At 69.4% G+C, this 17,079-nt stretch carries 12 protein-coding genes and 1 pseudogene; 2 read left to right on the top strand and 11 right to left on the bottom strand.

Translation table 11 applies throughout. The annotated features are described in order from the left end of the window. Nucleotides 1–327: 327 nt before the first annotated feature. The 10 genes and pseudogenes from E3O28_RS02980 to E3O28_RS02935 form a co-directional block, all read right to left on the bottom strand. Nucleotides 328–2,934: a multicopper oxidase domain-containing protein gene (locus E3O28_RS02980; protein ID WP_134415152.1), complete on the bottom strand. Its 2,607-nt coding sequence runs from the start codon at nucleotides 2,932–2,934 to the stop codon at nucleotides 328–330. Continuing rightward, complete coding sequence (locus E3O28_RS02975) at nucleotides 2,931–4,037, bottom strand: hypothetical protein (RefSeq protein WP_233191430.1); 1,107 nt, start codon at nucleotides 4,035–4,037, stop codon at nucleotides 2,931–2,933. Before E3O28_RS02975 ends, E3O28_RS02980 begins: the two co-directional genes overlap by 4 nt. A 22-nt stretch (nucleotides 4,038–4,059) precedes the next feature. Next, a complete protein-coding gene (locus E3O28_RS02970; protein WP_104101381.1) occupies nucleotides 4,060–4,350 on the bottom strand; it encodes a DUF2249 domain-containing protein in 291 nt (96 codons plus the stop codon). A gap of 117 nt (nucleotides 4,351–4,467) precedes the next feature. Then, nucleotides 4,468–4,917, bottom strand: a complete 450-nt coding sequence (locus E3O28_RS02965) for a molybdenum cofactor biosynthesis protein MoaE (protein WP_104101383.1) — start codon at nucleotides 4,915–4,917, stop codon at nucleotides 4,468–4,470. Between the two features lie 326 nt (nucleotides 4,918–5,243). Then, on the bottom strand, nucleotides 5,244–6,521 hold the full coding sequence (locus E3O28_RS02960) for a serine hydrolase domain-containing protein (protein ID WP_134415151.1): 1,278 nt from the start codon (nucleotides 6,519–6,521) through the stop codon (nucleotides 5,244–5,246). A gap of 172 nt (nucleotides 6,522–6,693) precedes the next feature. Then, the gene (locus tag E3O28_RS02955) at nucleotides 6,694–7,344 is read right to left on the bottom strand and encodes a hypothetical protein (RefSeq protein WP_241972986.1); all 651 of its coding nucleotides are present in this window, start codon (nucleotides 7,342–7,344) and stop codon (nucleotides 6,694–6,696) included. Between the two features lie 91 nt (nucleotides 7,345–7,435). Continuing rightward, a complete protein-coding gene (locus E3O28_RS02950; protein WP_134415150.1) occupies nucleotides 7,436–8,125 on the bottom strand; it encodes a CoA transferase subunit B in 690 nt (229 codons plus the stop codon). Nucleotides 8,126–8,127: 2 nt separating this feature from the next. Next, the gene (locus tag E3O28_RS02945; RefSeq protein ID WP_134415149.1) at nucleotides 8,128–8,946 is read right to left on the bottom strand and encodes a CoA transferase subunit A; all 819 of its coding nucleotides are present in this window, start codon (nucleotides 8,944–8,946) and stop codon (nucleotides 8,128–8,130) included. Nucleotides 8,947–9,045: 99 nt separating this feature from the next. Further along, nucleotides 9,046–9,294, bottom strand: a pseudogene (locus E3O28_RS17180) (carboxymuconolactone decarboxylase family protein); the annotation flags it as partial. A gap of 164 nt (nucleotides 9,295–9,458) precedes the next feature. Next, nucleotides 9,459–9,773 (bottom strand): hypothetical protein, encoded by a 315-nt coding sequence (locus E3O28_RS02935; RefSeq protein ID WP_134415148.1) that lies wholly within the window; start codon nucleotides 9,771–9,773, stop codon nucleotides 9,459–9,461. A 228-nt stretch (nucleotides 9,774–10,001) separates the two neighbouring features. Between E3O28_RS02935 and E3O28_RS17295 the strand changes: the two genes are divergently transcribed. Further along, on the top strand, nucleotides 10,002–12,251 hold the full coding sequence (locus E3O28_RS17295; RefSeq protein WP_347232365.1) for a 3-hydroxyisobutyryl-CoA hydrolase: 2,250 nt from the start codon (nucleotides 10,002–10,004) through the stop codon (nucleotides 12,249–12,251). Nucleotides 12,252–12,375: 124 nt separating this feature from the next. Here the strand turns inward: E3O28_RS17295 and E3O28_RS02920 are convergent, their stop codons facing one another. Further along, complete coding sequence (locus E3O28_RS02920; protein ID WP_134415147.1) at nucleotides 12,376–13,500, bottom strand: AI-2E family transporter; 1,125 nt, start codon at nucleotides 13,498–13,500, stop codon at nucleotides 12,376–12,378. A gap of 162 nt (nucleotides 13,501–13,662) precedes the next feature. Here E3O28_RS02920 and dnaE point away from each other — a divergent pair, with 162 nt between their 5' ends. Further along, the gene (gene dnaE, locus E3O28_RS02915; protein ID WP_134401473.1) at nucleotides 13,663–17,067 is read left to right on the top strand and encodes a DNA polymerase III subunit alpha; all 3,405 of its coding nucleotides are present in this window, start codon (nucleotides 13,663–13,665) and stop codon (nucleotides 17,065–17,067) included. The last annotated feature ends 12 nt before the right edge of the window (nucleotides 17,068–17,079 follow it).

Here is a 17,079-nt window from a genome sequence, read left to right as displayed (position 1 = left end):
GTTTTCCTGCACCGGCTCTCAATCGGACCACGGTGGGCCCCTTTCCATGTTGCGTGATTCAAGGGCGCGGAAGCAGGTGCTGCCACCTGTCACGGTTCCTCCCCCGGATAGGTCACGCGGGGTGGTTGAAAGCTACCACAGGATTAAAAGTATGAGTGACATTTCTAATCGCTTCACCAAACTCGCAGTGACGGTATTCCACAATAAAAACCCTGTCCAACGGTGTAATACCCTCACACAGCAGACTGAGGCGACGGGCCGCCCATTTCTTCCACCTAACCGGCGACACGCCGCACACAATCATTTTTGGGGAAACTCGGACAAAGGTCACGGACTGACCAGGACGACGCCGCGGGCGCCTTTCTCGGCATCAGACATGATGTGGCTGACGAAGGGGTAGCTGCCGGCCTCCGGGAAGGTCAACTCGACGAAGCCACCCTGGGCCACGGCCAGGTCGAGCACCTGGGAGCCGCCCGTGCCGGTGCTGCCGCCATCACGCAGCAGGTAGTCGCCCTCCTTGAAAACGGTGTCGAACTGGCCGCCCACGACGTGGAAGGAGCTGCCCACGTTGGGGCCGGCGTCCAGCACCCAGATGCGCACCTTCTCGCCAGCCTTCGCCGTCAGCGGGCGGGCTCCGTACTGGTTGGCGATGCCGTTGAAGACCACCAGGTCGGGGAACTGCGCCGCCACCTTGTCGGCGTCGGCCTCCCCGCCCTGCGCACCGAGGTAGAGCTCGGACTGCACCAGGACGTATTCCCGATCGACCGCTGAAAGCCCGGGTGGATCAATGATCACGGCGCCGAACATGCCGTTCGCCATGTGCACCGACATGGGCATCGTGCCGCAGTGGTAGAGCCAGATCCCCGAGCGGGTCGCGGTGAAACGATAGGTCAGGCTCTCCCCCGGATTGATGCTGCGCATGGGCCGATCGGGTGCGAGGGCACCCGCGTGGAAGTCGATGGAGTGCTCGATCGACCCGTCGTTGACGAAGGTGATGTCGAAGACGTCGCCGACCTTGCCATGCAGGGTCGGGCCGGGGGCTGTGCCGTTGAACGTCCACAGGGTCTGGGTGACGCCGGGAGACACCTCGGTCTCCACGTCTTCCACCCGCATGGTCAACGTGTGCACGGTCTCCGCCTCCGCCGCCCCCAGCGCCGGGTCGCGGGCGACGAAATCGGCGTCGGGCTCACGCATCAAATCGAGATCGTCTGCCGCGCTGGACGCGCCGCCGGCGGGCGCAGAGCCGTGGTCCATCGCTGGGGAGTCGTCGCCGGACTGAGGCTCGGCTCCGACGGCCACGACCGTGAGCACCATGCCCAGGACCTTGTGGCCGGCGATGGAGCACCAGCCCTCGACGTCGGCGCCCACGATGCCGGCGTCGACCTGCCGGCTGGTGCCGGGAGCGACGGAACCGGAGACCACGCCGGTGGCGAGCACGAGGTTGTGCACCATCTCGTCGTCGTTGGTCAGGTTGATCACCAGGGTGTCGCCGACGGGCACCTCGATGGTGTCCGGGCTGAAGCGCGTGTTCTTCATGACGACCTCGACCGTGGTCGTGTGGCCGGTCGACACCCTGTCGGCGGATGCCCCGCCGCTCGCGATTCCGGCGGCGGCCGGGTCCATGGCGATCCCCAGGGATACGGCCAGAAGCAGGGCGCCGACGGCCGTGATGGTCGCACCTGTGCGGCGCGACGGGGCCGCGGCAATCTGCGGGGCGGGCGGGGCCGTCGCATCCGTCGCCTGGCGGAGCCGGCGGTTCTGCCGCAGCGCCCGCGGCATCAGGACCAGGAAGGAGGCGAGCGTGCCGACGACGAGCAGCGAGACCGTGACCTTCACCAGGCTGGGCACCGGCATCAGATAGAGGACCAGGCCGACGTTGACGACGATGACCCGGAACAGGGCACCACGATCGAGCAGGGCGGCCGTGGCCTTCGAGACCGAGGGTCCGCCGCCGAGCACGACCGGCACCAGGTAGCTGAGGGCTCCGAGCAGGATCTGCGCGGCGAAACCGACCGCGAACACGGGCACGAGCTGCCCGAGCCGGTCGGTCGCGGCTACCCAGCTCGGTGCGAACGTCACGATCAGGCCGAACCCGAGCACGCAGGCGAAGAACCAGGTGAGGGCGGCACCGATGCTCCAACCGGCGAAGGTGACGGCCGGGGACTGCCTGGCCAGGCGCAGGGCCTCAACCAGCACCAGGCCGAGGCTGACCAGGTAGAGCAGAACACCCGCGGCGGCGACCAGGCGCTGGTCGATCAGCAGGCCGATCCCGAGCACCGCGAGGCCGGCCAGGAACAGAGGCAGGGTTCCGCGGGCCGAGGCGCGCGTCGTCTGCACCCGGGCGTGCAGCACAGTCGGCCAGAGCAGGGCCACCGTGCTAATCACGGTCAGGCCGACCCAGCCGAGCAGGTTGAACCCGATATGGGCGATGTACATCCGCTCCGCGGACTCACCATCGATATCGGTTCGGGCCATCAGCACGCCCAGGGTCACACCGATGGCCAACGCGATTCCGGCCGCAATGTAGTAGCGCACGAGCGGTGCGAACCGTCCCGGCAGCGCTCCCCGCGACTGCCGGAACAGCAGCAGGGCGTGGGCGAGGGCATTCGTGCCGACCAGGATGCCGCCGGCAAGCACGACCGGCCACCAGCCGCCGACGATGCCGGTGATCACGAGCACCGCTCCGAGGGTGTGCGCGCCGAGCCTCGCCCCGAGCGAGGCGCGGCCGCCGGGGGCCGGATGCCGGAGCAGGGTGTCGGCGAAGTGCTGGCTCCAGACCAGGATCGCGGTGCTCACGGCGCCCAGGAACAGGAGGTGCACCATGAGCCACGGCGCGACAGGGATGAAGCGGTGGATGAGTACGGCGATGAGAGTGAGAAGGAGCCACGCCGGAGTCAGAAGCCCGGTAATGAGGTGCCACAGTCGACGGTTCATGGTGTGACTTTCAGTTTGGTGTTTGGCTGGCGCCGCGGCACGCCGCGCACCACCGAGATCACGGCCAGCAGCACGAACAGGAGCACGGCCACGATGTTGGCCACGCCGCCCCACTGCACCAGTGCCGGCAGGTCGCGCGCGTCACCGAGCAGGATGCGCACCAGCAGGGAGACATGCAGCAGCAGCACCGGCAGGTAGAGCACCGGCCGGTACGGCAGCGGCCGGCGCAGCACGGCCGGCAGGATGGTCGGGGCGTGCGCCATGATCATCGACATCACGAACCCGAGGAAGACGGCGTGCAGCACGGCGTCATAGCCGGGACCGGAGAAGCTCGGGCCGACGATGATCCAGCTGGCGCCCACCACGAGCAGCCAGCCGTAGCCGGCCAGCAGGCACGCGGCCATGTACCGGGGCAGGCCGGTGCTGCGGATGAGCCGGGTCGCCACGTCGTGCCGGAACAGCCAGGCGACGAGACCGAGCAGCCCGAGCCCGAGAACCGGATAGCCTACCCCGGGCCAGACGAGAGCGACGACCGTGCCGAGGGTCAGGAACAGGCCGGCGGCCAGCATCCGCATTTCGGCCCGGTGGTCGACGGAGGGCGAGATGCGCGCGAGTTCGAGCCGCTCACCGGCGATCGTGAGCACCAGGTAGAGCGTCATCGCGGGCACCAGGACAGGCACGGGCACGCCGCCGAGCCACAGCACGGTTGCCGTGAGACCGAGCAGGGCACCGAGTGCCTGCACCGCGGCGGACGTCGACGGCTGCCGGAGCCAGATCGCCCGGTAGATGGCCAGCAACACGGCCGACCCGGCCACGAGGGCAAGCTGGCCGACCACCAGGGGAAGCGGCGATACGAGTGACAGGCCGCCGAGGCCCAGCAGCCCCGGCGACAGGTAGGCCCAGTTCCGGCGCACGGCGACGGCCCGTTCGAGCACGACGACGGTGCCCACGAACCCGAAGACCATCAGGGGTCCGTGCACATCCGCCAGGCGTGCGGTCACGACCGGCGCCGGGAAACCCAACAGGAGCAGCGCACCGTCGAGCCCGGCCAGCAGAGAGAGGCCGCCGAGCAGCAGAAACGCCAGTCGCCCGTTGCCGTGCACGGTGGTGTCGAATCTCGGGAGACTAGGCGGCGCGGGTGAAGCGGATGCGCCAGGCGTCCGGGCCACGCTCCACGTACGACACGGTGAACGCTCCCGGGCGTGCCTGCTCGAGCTGCGCCAGCAGGGGCAGCGGGTCGTGCGGGGCGATCAGGTCCAGCGAGAAGCCGAGCTGGATGGCCTCCAGGGCGCCGAAAATGGCCGCGTGGCGAACCGCGTGCGGGATGGTGCGACCGTCGAGCACGATGGTCTCGGCGTCGTCATGGTTGCAGTTGCAGGTGTGTGCGCTGCTCAGGGTGATGGGTTCGGCGGTCATAGGATGAATCCTCCTCGGTGGAACGACCGAGCCGGCCGCTAATAAACAGGATACACGTCCGGTTAATTATTCCAGAATCAGACCAGGTCGGATCACGTCAGGTCACGTCGGGTCCGGTCAGGTCAGGCCCACCCAGGCGGTGGACCCGTCGACCTCGTACTGCTTCTTCCAGATCGGCACCTCGAGCTTGACGGTCTCCACCAGGCGTTCGCAGGCTTCGAATGCGACGGCGCGGTGGGCGCTTGCCGCGGCCGCGACCAGGGCCAGGTCACCGACGTCGAGGTGGCCGATGCGGTGGCTGACCGACAGGTTCACCTGCGGGTACTCGCGGGAGTACCGGGCGACGATCTCGGACAGGATGCGACCGGCATCCGGATGCGCGCTGTAATCGAGGCCGGTCACCTGCCCGGCGGCGTCGGGGTCGTGGTCGCGCACCTGGCCGATGAAGGTCACGACGGCCCCGCAGGATCCGGTCGACACGGCAGCAACGTGCGCGGCCAGGTCGAGCGGCGCCGTGGCCACCTGGTTGACGGCACCCTCGCCAGGGTTCGCGTCGTTCTCATTCACGCCGCTTCGGTCAGTCGTTCCTGCTGAATTCACACATTCAGATTACGCGCGGAAGCGGAACGAGAAACGTACTCCACTGTTCCCGGAGCATCGAGGGCTAAAAAATCTGAGGCCGAGGCCCGCTGAGCAGCCCCGGAGTCCCGTTCGGCCCCTCTCGCGGGTCGTATTCTCGTGGTGGCTGCCAGGGGTCTCGAGCTGATCCACCGCACACGCTGCGTGGCCTGCCTGTCCACGGGCTCCCGCGACCTCGACCGAGGGTCATCCCCGTTCCGCGGCGCGCGGCGGGCCCGGCGAGCGACACCACCGAACGGTTACGGCCCACTCAGCTAACCGACGATCTCTGCCACAGTCGGGCAGGCCGCCTCGGCAGCCAGTTCGGCTCGGGTCTGCGCAACCGTCCAGGGCAGCGCAACCGACGGTTCGTTCCCGCGTCCAGCCGGCGCCTCGGCGATGATGGCGGCCAGCTGACGGGCCAGTGTCAGGGCGAACTGGTCACCCGCGCTCGAGTTGTTCAGCATGACCACCACGGTCATGGTCTGGTCCGGATCCGCCAGGGTCGCCGAGATGAATCCGGGGATCGATCCGGTGCGCCCGCGGAGGGGCCCGACCTGCTCCGCGCCGAGGCCGTAGCGCTGCCACGGCGGCGTCGTCACGTCTTCGTTCACGGTGTCCCACTGGGCGCTCGCCGACGACTCGGACAAGAGACCACCCGCGGCGAGAGCGCGTGCCCAGGTCCTCATGTCGGCCAGCGTCGAAACGACACCGCCCGCCACGCCGCTCATCGAATTGGAGAGCAGGGTGTTGTCGGTGATGGCCGTGCACACCGGACCGTCGGCGCCCACCGCGGCGGCGTAGCCGTGCGAGTGTGGTGCGGGGAGGTCCACATCGCCGGCGTGAGGATATGAGGTGTCGTGCAGACCGAGCGGATGGAAGATGTACTCATCGTAGAGCGCCGCCCACTGCCGGCCCGTGGCCCGCTCGAGCGCCATCCCGAGCAGCACGATTCCGGTGTTTGAGGGACCCCACACGCTGCCCGGAGCACCGGTTCGGGGCGTGGCCAGCCCCTGGGAGACGAGTTCCATCGCCGGCCAGGTGCGCAGGGGGTTGTGCACGAACTCCCCGGCCAGAACGGGACTGTAGGACCCAAGCCCCGAAGTGCCCTGGCAGAGCTGGCCGAGCGTCACGCCCGCCACACCGACGAGGCGGGGCAGGTAGGTGGAGACCGGGTCGTCGAGCGTCACGGTTCCCTCGTCGACCAACCGGAGCAGCACCGTGCAGGTCATGGCCGTGGTGTTGGTGCCGATGCGGAAGTGCATCCCGCCGGTCATCGGGGCGGAACCGCCGATTTCCGTCGTGCCGTGCGCGACGGTCCATTCGCCGGCGGCGGACCAGACCCCGACCAGAGCGCCGGAGGAACCCGATAGCGCCATCGCCTCGCCCACGGCCGCGTCCAGCTGCCCGGCGATGTCCGCCGCGATCGGCGTGCTGTTCTGGTCGACGCTGTTCCGGCCCGCGGTGCAGCCGCTCAGCACGACGGCTGCGGCGACGCCGAGTGCGAGCAGCGCACGACGACGGGTGGTGGGCTTGGTGATGGCATCCCCCAATGCTCTCCACCAGCTTGCCCTATCGGGGCCCGGGCGCCTAACCCGTGCGCGAGACAGACTCCCTACACCCGCTCGAAGATGGCGGCGAGCCCCTGGCCGCTGGCGTTTCCGGCGGTGACGGTGGCGTCGGCGTCCGTCTCCAGCAGGATCGGGCGGAGGCCGGCCAGAGCCGTCAGGCTGCTGTCGGCCCGCGGAGTTTCGTCGGCGGAGTTTCGTCGGCGGAGTTTCGTCGGCGGAGTTTCGTCGGCGGAGTTTCGTCGGCGGAGACCACGACGGGGCCCGTGCGGCCCGGCACCGTGACCGGCACGATCTCGTCGTCGAACCGGCCCTCGGCCACGGCGACGCATGCCCGCGCCTGCGACCGGAGAGCCAGGTCGTCCTGTTCGGTGCGGCCCATGCCGTACTCGCGGCGCAGGTTCTCGGCGGTTTCGAGCATGCCGCCGGGTACCGGGTAGCGGCGCCCGCCGGCGGTCTCGCGGCCGCGGCTGAGCGCGTCCCGGAGCAGGGTTCCGGCGACGCCGCCCACACCGAAGCGGGAGTCGACGGTGTGGAACGGGGCCTGGCTCATCGATTCGACCCCGCCGGCGACGACGACGTCGCTGACACCGGTCTGCACCTGCATGGCCGCGTCGAGGATGGCCTGTAGCCCTGAGCCGCATCGCCGGTCCACCTGCACGCCGCCGACCGTCACGGGCAGGCCGGCGTTCAGTGCGGCGACGCGCGCCACGGAGGCGGCCTCCGCGGTGGGATAGCCCTGGCCGAGGATCACGTCGTCGACCACGGCCCCGTCGATTCCGGTGCGTTCGATCAGCGCCGTGATCACGGCCGCGTCAGGTCGGCCGGCGCGACCGCCCTGAAGACGCCGCCGAACCGGCCGATCGGGGTGCGTAGCGGTTCGTAGATGACGACGTCTCTCACGATGCGGCCACCGTGTTCGGAGCGGAGAGGAGCGTGTGGATGACGGTCGGCGTCCCCGGCACGAGCAGCGGCACCTCGGTGGCGGCCTGCACCTCGGCCACGGTGAGTCCCGGCGCGATCTCGCGCAGCAGAAGACCCCCCGGCGTCACGTCGATCACGGCCAGGTCGGTGATGATGCGGGTCACGACGCGCTTGCCGGTCAGCGGCAGGCCGCACTCGTTCACAATCTTGAAGTCGCCGTTCTTCGCAGTGTGCTCCATCACGACGATCACGGTGTCGGCGCCGTGCACGAGATCCATCGCACCGCCCATACCCTTGATCATCTTGCCGGGCACGGCCCAGTTGGCGATGTCGCCGGTGGCGGAGACCTGCATCGCGCCAAGCACGGCCACATCGATCATTCCGCCGCGGATCATGCCGAAGCTCTGCGCGGAGTCGAAGTAGCTGGCACCGGGGTTGACCGTGATGGTCTCCTTGCCGGCGTTGATCAGCTTCGGGTCCTCCTCGCCCTCCCACGGGTACGGTCCCACCCCGAGCACCCCGTTCTCGGAATGCAGGATGACGTCCACCCCCTCCGGCAGGAAGTTGGGGATCAGCGTGGGCAGCCCGATCCCGAGGTTGACATAGCTGTCGGGGGTGAGCTCCTGCGCGGCGCGCGCGGCCATTTCATTGCGGGTCAACGGCATGATCAGCTGTCCTTTGCGACGGATGCGACGGATGCGACGGATGCGACGGGCCGCGGCCGGGTGGTGGTCTTCTCGATCGGCAGGTCGGCGGACTCGGCGCCGGAGAGCGCCACGATGCGGTGCACGTAGATACCGGCGAGGTGGATGGCATCCGGATCGAGCTCCCCCGGCTCGACCAGCTCGTCGACCTCGGCGATGGTGATGCGGCCGGCCATGCCGGCGACCGGGTTGAAATTGCGGGCCGACTTCTCGAACACGAGGTTGCCGTGCCGGTCGCCCTTCGCCGCGCGAACGAGGGCGAAGTCGGTGACGATGGCCTCCTCGAGCACGTACTCCTTCTCCCCACCGCGGAGCGACGCGAAGGTGCGGGTCTCCTTGGGCGGCGACGACACCGTCACCGACCCATCCGGCCCGTAGCGCCAGGGCAGCCCGCCCTCGGCGACCATGGTGCCGACGCCGCTGGCGGTGTAGAAGGCGGGGATTCCGCTGCCCCCGGCCCGGAGCCGCTCGGCCAGGGTGCCCTGCGGGGTCAGTTCCACCTCGATGTCACCGCCGAGATAGCGGCGGGCGAAGTCCTTGTTCTCGCCGATGTAGGAGGCGATCACCCGACTGATCCGCCCTTCCCGCAGCAGTTCGCCGAGCCCCCAGCCGTCGACGCCGCAGTTGTTGGATGCGACCCGGAGGTCGGTGCTGCCCTGGGCCAGGAGCGCCCGGATCAGCAGGATCGGGACGCCGACCAGGCCGAAGCCGCCGACGGCGAGAGAGGCCCCATCCGGGATGTCGGCGACGGCAGCCGCGGCGGAGGAGTACGTCTTGTCCATGGAGTGGTCCTTCAGCTTCAGTTCGTGGTGCCGATGTCGATCGTCTTGAAGGTATCGCGTGCCACCGCCAGAGCGGAATTCGCCGCCGGCACCCCCCGCGTAGATCGCGGTGTGCAGGATGGCCTCGCTGATCTCCGCGCGGGTCAGCCCATGGGTCAGGGCCGCGCGCACGTGCATGCCCAGTTCATGTTCGTGGCCGCCGGTCACCAGGCAGGCCAGGGTCAGGAAGCTGCGGGTGCGCCGATCGCGGCCGGGCCTGGTCCAGATCTCCCCCCAGGCATAGCGGGTGATGAAGTCCTGGAAATCCGCCGTCTCCGGGGTGGTGCAGGGCCAGTTCGAGTCCGACAGCGCCGCCGAACGACACCCCGGCGTAGTGGAAGGCTCCCCCGCCGACCAAGTCGACCAGGGTGATCACAACGTCGGCGACCTCAGCGACGGTGACCGGTTGCCGGGCGGCGGGGCTGAGGCCGGTGCCGGTGCCGGCGTGACCGTGCCGCGGATAATGGGCTGGGTCATAGTGAGGTCCCCTTGCTCGCGGTGGATTCGAGGTACCGGGCGAGCACCCGGTCGATTCCGGCGTCCGTCTGCCTGAGGCTGAGGTCGTCATCGAACGCGGACCAGGCCCGCGATCGGAGCTCCTCGGGATGTCCCCCGGCGGTGATCAGGGCGGAGAACACCACCCGCAGCGGGCGGTTGGTGCGGTAGCACTTCTCCGACGCGCGCTGCACGAGGGCGAACGCGGCGGCCTTGCCGAGGACCTCTGCGAGCAGGGTGGTCACCCGTTCGCTGAACACCAGGCCGTCGGTGAGGTCGAGGTTGCTGCGCATCCGTTCCAGGTCCACGTCGAGCCGGGCCGCCAGCGAGGCCGCGCCCGCGACGTCAACGCGAACGTGCTCACGATCAAACTCGCCATGGCCATCGCCCGGGCCGGCGCGCCACGGGGACCGTCACCGACGCCGAATTCGACGCCAACAAGGCGGAGCAGCTCGCCCGCTTCTGAGTCGCTGCGGAGTCGCTTCCGAACGATCTGAGTCTGTGCCGGTAGCGTGGGGTCCATGCTCGAGCTCATGGATGACCGGCCGGACATTCTGCTGCGCCGCGACGGGCGGCTCGCCCAGATCATCCTGAACCGCCCGGCGGCACTGAACGCCCTGACCCACGCGATGATCCGACGGATGTCCGCGGTGCTGACCGACTGGGCCGTCGACGGTCAGGTCGAGACCGTTCTGCTGACCGGTAGCGGCGACCGGGGCCTCTGCGCCGGGGGCGACATCGTGGCGATCTACCGCAGTGCGGACGCGGGCGCGGACGATCGAGCGGACGCTGACGCCGAGGCCGCCCGGTTCTTCGCCGACGAGTACCATCTGAACGCGCAGATCCACCGGTTCGCCAAACCGTACCTGGCCGTGATGGACGGCGTCGTGCTCGGCGGCGGGGTCGGCGTCTCCGGCCATGCGAACACCCGGATCGTGACCGAGCGCACGCGGCTGGGGATGCCGGAGACCGCGATCGGCTTCGTACCCGACGTCGGCGGAAGCTGGCTGTTGTCCCATGCCCCCGGTGAGCTCGGCACCCACCTCGCCCTGACCGCCGCCCTGGTCTCCGGGTCCGACGCCATCGCACTGGGCCTGGCCGACCACTTCGTGCCGAGCGACCGGCTCCCTGCCCTGGTCCGCACCCTGGCCGAGACCGACGCGGCCGAGGCGGTGCGCGCCCTGGCCGAGACTCCCCCGCCCTCCGTCCTCCTCGCCCAGCGGCACTGGATCGACGAGTGCTACGCGTCCGATGACGTGGGCGAGATCGTCGCCGCCCTGCGGCGTTCCCCGGTGGAAGCCGCCCGCGACGCCGCCGCCCTCATCCTCACGAGGTCGCCGACCGCACTCGCGGTCACCCTGGCCTCGCTGCGCCGGGCCCGGCGGCTCCCGAGCCTCGACGAGGCGCTCGATCAGGAGTACCGGGTGACGCTCCGTTTCCTGCAGCGGAGCGAGCTGCAGGAGGGCATCCGGGCCCAGGTGATCGACAAGGACCGCAGCCCCCGGTGGTCGCCGGCCGGCCTCGGCGAGGTGACGGAGGCATCCGTCGCCGCGTTCTTCGCGCCGCTCGGCGAGCAGGAGCTGGGGCTCGGAATGGGGCCCGGGCTGGGCGAGGTGCCCTACGTCGACGCCGACCTGATCTTCGTCACCGATCTGCTCACCCCGGGTGAGCGCGCGCGGCTGGCCGCGGCGCGATCGTTCTATCAGGCCGAGGTGCGCCCTCTCGCCGTGGACTACTGGAACCGCGCCGCGTTCCCGTTCGAGCTGCTGCCCCGCCTCGCCGCGCAGAACCTCGCCGCGACCGGTGCTGCCGCGACCAGCCATCTGCTCACCGGGCTGCTGCAGATGGAGCTGACCCGGGCCGACACCTCGATCTCCACGTTCTACGGCGTGCACCACGAGCTGTTCGCCGCCGCCATCGACGAGCTCGGCTCACCCGAGCAGCGGGAACGTCTGCTGCCGGGCCTCCTGGCCCTGGATAAGATCGGGGCCTTCGCCCTGACGGAACCGGAACACGGCTCGGACATCTCCCGCATGATGGAGACCACGGCCACCCGCAGCGGCGACGAGTGGGTGCTCAACGGCACCAAACGCTGGATCGGCAACGGCGCCATGGCCGACTACGTGCTGGTCTGGGCCCGGGACACCGCGGACGGGCAGATCAAGGGATTCATCGTCGAGACGGAGCGGCCCGGGTTCACGGCCACCCCGATCGAGAACAAGATCGCGGTGCGGATCGTGCAGAACGCCGACATCACCCTCACGGAGGTGCGGATCCCGTACACGAACTGGCTGCCGGGCAGCCGGAGCTTTCAGGACACGAACGTGCTGCTCCGGAACTCGCGGATCTGGGTGTCGTGGCAGGCGGTCGGCCAGCAGCTCGCCGCCTTCGACGTGGCCCGCGCCTATGCGCTGGAGCGGCGCCAGTTCGGCATGCCCATCGCATCCTTCCAGCTGGTGCAGGAGCAGCTCTCCCGCATGATCGGCAACGCCACCTTGTCGCTGTCGCTGATGGTGCAGATGGCGCGACTGCAGGAGAGCGGGCGGCTCACGATGGACCAGGCGGCCCTCGCGAAGGCGACCTGCACGACCCGGATGCGCGAAACGGTGGCCCTGGGCCGCGGTCTGCTCGGCGGCAACGGCATCAGCACCCGGTACGAGATGGCCAAGATCTTCGCCGACGCCGAGGCGATCTACTCCTACGAGGGCAGCTACGAGATCAACGCGCTGTTGGTCGGCCGGGCCGTGACCGGCATCTCCGCCTTCAGCTGATCACCGCTCGCCCGAACGAATTCGACGGAGATTCTGCCCGAATCGGCCCTGAAAACTCCGAAAAGGCAGTTGTGAACGAGAATCTCCGTCGAATTGGTTCAACACCGAACCTGGCGCGCATCGGCTAGGGTGTCGCGCCGGTCGCCCCGAGCGGCGGGGCAGGCGGGGCAGGCGGGGCCGATTCAATCGGCGCGACCGGAACTGGCGGCGTGGGAGCGTTCCAGGCCTTGATGACGGCCCAGCCCACGGCGGCGATCGGCACCGAGATGACCGCGCCGACGATGCCGCCCAGGATCGTGCCGGCCGTCAGTGCCAGCAGGATCACCAGGCCGTGCAGGCGCAGTGACTTGCCGAGCACCACCGGGGACAGGAAGTTGCCCTCGAGCTGGTTGACTGCGACCACGATCGTGACCACGATGATGGCGGTGGTCAGGTCGTTCGTGACGAGGGCCACCAGTGCGGCCAGGATGCCGGCGGCCGTCGCCCCGACGATGGGGATGAACGCGCCGACGAAGACGATGACGGCGAGCGGCAGCGCCAGCGGAACCTGCAGGATCCACAGTCCGATCCCGATGAACAGGGCGTCGACGAACGCGACGATCGCCGTGCCGCGCACGTAGTTGCCGAATACCTCGACGCTGCTCACGCCGACGCGTACGGCCCGCTCGTGCCGCTTGCCGGCGAGCGGCTGGATGAGGAAGCTCCAAATGCGGGGGCCGTCCTTCAGGAAATAGAAGAGCACGACGAGGCCGAGCACCACGCCGGCCACGATCTCGGCGGCCACGGAGACCCCGACCAGGGCCCCGGACCCGAACTGGCTGCTGGTGGCGAAGTCGATGACCGATTCGCGCACCGAATCGATCTGAGCGGAATCGATCGGCAGCGTGCCGCTGGTGAGCAGTTCCTGCAGGCTGTCGAGCCCCTCGCTGGCCGAGGTGAAGAGGGTGTCCCACTCGCCGCGGATGCCGAACACCACGAGGGTAACGACGCCACCGAAGACCGCGACGCTCAAGATCAGGGTGATCGCCGCAGCAAGGGATTCGTTCGCCCCGCGGGCCAGCAGGAACCGCATGAAGGGGCGCAGCGCCGACGCCACGATCAGGGCGATCAGGAGCGGGGTGAAGACCAGCTTGAGCTGCGTGATCCCGTAGATGGCCACCACCAGCAGGGCGAGGACCAGCAGGGCCTGACCGGAGCGGATGGCGGCCCGGCCGAGATAGTCCGTCCAGGACGAAGTGGGCGTGGTCATGGGGATCTCCAAACGAGGCGAACGACGGCTGAGCCACCAAGCCTAGCCAGACTGCCTCGCCAGACTGCCGGTAGCGCGTGTCGGCCGTGTGACGTACACTCCCTACATCGAACATTCGTTCTATCTATCACCCGTCGACCTGCCCGCCAGAGGAGTACACACATGTTCGCACACCTCCACGTCGCGAGCGCCTACTCCACGCACTTCGGGGTCACACTCCCCCAGGCGCTGGTGGAGCAGACGCAGGCGCAGAACGGCTCCTTCCTGGCCCTCACCGACCGGGACGGTCTCTACGGCGCGGTCAAGCACGTGCGCGCCTGCGCGGCCGCGGGTATCCGGCCGGGGCTGGGCGCCGACCTCGCGGTGCACGACGACGACGGGCATCCGTTGGGCCGGATCGTGGTGCTCGCCCATGGTGATATGAACGGTCGTGGCTATGCGGCCCTCTGCCGCGCGGTCAGCGCCGCCCACAACAGCGCCGCGCACAGCGCGTCGGGGCGCCCCAGCATCGCCCGCTCGCACCTCGCCGAGCTGGCCGGACTGCGCTGCCTCACCGTGCTGCTCGGCCCTACCTCCGATGTGGGCCAATCGGTCGAGCGCCGCGACACCGACGCGGCCGGCGCCTGCCTCACCGCGTGGCTGCGCGCCCTGCCGCCGCAGTCGGTGGTGGGTGAAATCGTCTGCCATCTGGCGGCGCCGGGGACTCCCGGCAGCGTGACGCCGGCCACCCGCATGCTCGCCCTCTTCGAGCACGCCGCGCTGCCCGCCGTGCTCACCAACGCCGTGCGCTACGGCACCCCCGACGAGGCCGTCACCGCCGACCTGGCCGACGCGGCCCGCACCCTGACGGCGCTGGCGAACCTGGAGCAGCTGCAGACCAACGGCCAGGCCTGGCTGAAACCCGAAGTCGCCATGAGGCAGGTGGCGCGCATGGTCGTCGACGCCGGGCTGCACGACGACGGCGCCGTCGACCGACTGTTCCGCGACACCGAGCAGCTTGCCGAGCGGTGCAGCCTCGACCCGGACTCCGACATCGGCCTGGGTCGCCCGCGCATGCCGGAGGCACGCATCATCGGCGTCAGCGGCGACCCGCTGACCGAGCTGCACGCCCGGGCCCGGGCCGGCATCGACGACCGCTACCCCGTCACGTCGCCGGCGGGCCGGTCGCTGGCGGATGCTGCGCACGCACGTCTCGTGCATGAGCTGAAGACGGTGGAGCACCTCGGTTTCGCCGGCTACTTCCTCACCGTCGCCCGGGTGGCGGACATCATCCGGGAGATGGGCATCCGCATCCAGGCACGCGGGTCCGGGGTGGGCTCGGTGCTCAACTACGCCCTGCACACCTCCTCCGTCGAGCCCATCTCCAACGGGCTGCTCTGGGAGCGATTCCTCTCCCCCGAGCGGCAGACCCTGCCCGACATCGACCTCGACGTCGAGTCCGCCAGAAGGCACGACGTCTATCGCACGCTCTTCGACACCTTCGGCAGCGATCGGGTGTCGCTGATGTCCATGACGAACGCCTACCGCGGCCGCGGGGCCGTGCGCGACGCCGGCCTGGCCCTCGGCATGAATCACGAGCAGGTGGCCGCGGTGGCCAAGCAGATGTGGCGCTTCAACGCGCGCGACTTCCGCCGCGCCCTGGCCGAGAAGCCCGAGCTCGAGCCGTTGGCCGCCGAGGTGCGCGCCTCCTCGCAGCTCGACCTGCTGGTCGACCTGACCGCCAAACTCGACCGGCTTCCCCGGCACATCTCCGTGCACCCCTGCGGCGTCATCCTCTCCGACGCCTCCCTGCTCGACCGCACCCCGGTGCAGGCGTCCGGCATGGGGCTGCCCATGTCCCAGTTCGACAAGCACGACATGGACCCGATGGGCCTGATCAAGCTGGACATCCTCGGTGTGCGCATGCAGTCGGCCATGGCCCACGCCGTCGAGGAACATCACCGATTGTCGGGCGAGACCATTGACCTCGACCGAATCCCACTGAACGACCCGGACACCTTCGAACTGATCCGCTCCACTCGCACCCTCGGCATCTTCCAGATCGAATCTCCCGGCCAGATGGAGCTGGTCGGCAAGCTGCAGCCCGAGGTGTTCAACGACCTCACCGTGGAGATCTCCCTGTTCCGGCCCGGGCCGATGCAGAACAACATGCCCCTGAAATACCTTCAGGCCCGGCATGGGGAGGTGATGCCCGACTACATCCACCCTCGGTTCGAGCCGTTCCTCCGGGAGACCCAGGGTGTGGTGATCTTCCACGAGCAGGTGATGCGACTGTTCGACGAACTCACCGGCTGCGGGCTCGGCCGAGCGGATGTCTTCCGCCGCCACCTTGGCAAACCGGAGCAGCTTGCCCGGATCGAGGAGTACGTGCGGATGCGTGCCCTCGAGCGCGGGTTCACCCCCGCCGTGATCGACCGCGCCTGGACGGTGCTCGCCGGGTTCGGTAGTTTCGGTTTCGCCAAGGCGCACGGGGCGGCGTTCGCCCTGCCCACCTACCAGTCCGCCTGGCTCAAGACCCACCACCCCGCGGTGTTCCTGGCCGGACTCCTCACCCACGCCCCCGGTATGTGGCCGAAAGACCTGATCGTGGCCGAGGCTCGGCTGCTCGGCGTGCCGGTACTGGGCCTGGACGTGCAACACAGCGCCCTCGACTACCGGGTGGAGCAGATCGACGGCGAGCAGTCCGACGGCGGCCGGCGCGGCATCCGTCTCGCCCTGCCGGAACTCTCCGGCTGCACGGCCGCCGAACGCGCCCGCATCGTGCGCCACCAGCCGTTCACCTCGCTGCAGGACTTCCGGGACCGGGTGCGCCCGCGGCGCAGCACGTTCGAGGCGCTCGCCCGGGTGGGAGCGCTCGACAGCTTCATCGGGTACGACCGCACCCGTCGGCACGAGCTGCTCGCCCACATCCAGTCTCTCCGCGGCACAGCGGTCACCATCCACGACGACCAGCTCGCCTTCGACGTGCCTCTGCCGGTGCTCGAATACGAGGGGTCCCGGTTCAACGCGGTGACCTCGCTCGAGCTGCGCGGCCGCAGCCAGACCGACCTCGAACTCAGGGATCTGGGCCTGGCGGTGTCCGGGCACCAGATGGCCCGGTTCTACCCGCTGTTCACGGAGCTGGGCGTTACGCCGGCCTCCGAGCTGATCAACCTGCCCGGCGGCACCGAGGTGCTCCTGGCCGGGGTGCGCCGAGCCACGAACACGCCGCCGATGCGAAACGGGCGCCGGGTGGTCTTCGTCAGCCTCGACGACGGCACCGGACCGGTCTCGAACGTCGTGTTCTTCCACGACGCCCAGGAGCGCATCGGCGGCCCGGTGTTCCACACCGGCCAACTGCTGGTGCGCGGCCGCACCCGTCGGTCCGGCGCGAAGGGCGTCTCCGTCACGGGCGAGAACCTGTGGGATCTCACGGATGTCGCCCGCCGGGTCAAGCTGCGTCACGCGGGCGAGGCGGCCGCCCGGAACGCCGACCGCGCCCACGACCTGGCCGACGAACTGGCCGAGGACCTGGCGGCCATGGCGACCACGAATGTGCACCATCTATGGCCCCGACGCACCGCCTGACCCGCGCTTACA

Source organism: Cryobacterium sp. TMT2-14, assembly GCF_004402465.1.
Taxonomy (GTDB): Bacteria; Actinomycetota; Actinomycetes; order Actinomycetales; family Microbacteriaceae; genus Cryobacterium; species Cryobacterium sandaracinum.
Note: the sequence above shows the minus strand (reverse complement) of the source record. Positions and strands in the feature narration are given on the sequence as shown.

What these genes read in the sequence shown, in the direction of transcription:
- E3O28_RS02980 (WP_134415152.1), bottom strand. Translation starts at nt 2,934, where the DNA reads ATGAACCGTCGACTGTGGCACCTCATTACCGGGCTTCTGACTCCGGCG.
- E3O28_RS02970 (WP_104101381.1), bottom strand. Translation starts at nt 4,350, where the DNA reads ATGACCGCCGAACCCATCACCCTGAGCAGCGCACACACCTGCAACTGC.
- E3O28_RS02950 (WP_134415150.1), bottom strand. Translation starts at nt 8,125, where the DNA reads ATGCCGTTGACCCGCAATGAAATGGCCGCGCGCGCCGCGCAGGAGCTC.
- E3O28_RS02945 (WP_134415149.1), bottom strand. Translation starts at nt 8,946, where the DNA reads ATGGACAAGACGTACTCCTCCGCCGCGGCTGCCGTCGCCGACATCCCG.
- E3O28_RS02935 (WP_134415148.1), bottom strand. Translation starts at nt 9,773, where the DNA reads ATGCGCAGCAACCTCGACCTCACCGACGGCCTGGTGTTCAGCGAACGG.
- E3O28_RS17295 (WP_347232365.1), top strand. Translation starts at nt 10,002, where the DNA reads ATGCTCGAGCTCATGGATGACCGGCCGGACATTCTGCTGCGCCGCGAC.
- E3O28_RS02920 (WP_134415147.1), bottom strand. Translation starts at nt 13,500, where the DNA reads ATGACCACGCCCACTTCGTCCTGGACGGACTATCTCGGCCGGGCCGCC.
- dnaE (WP_134401473.1), top strand. Translation starts at nt 13,663, where the DNA reads ATGTTCGCACACCTCCACGTCGCGAGCGCCTACTCCACGCACTTCGGG.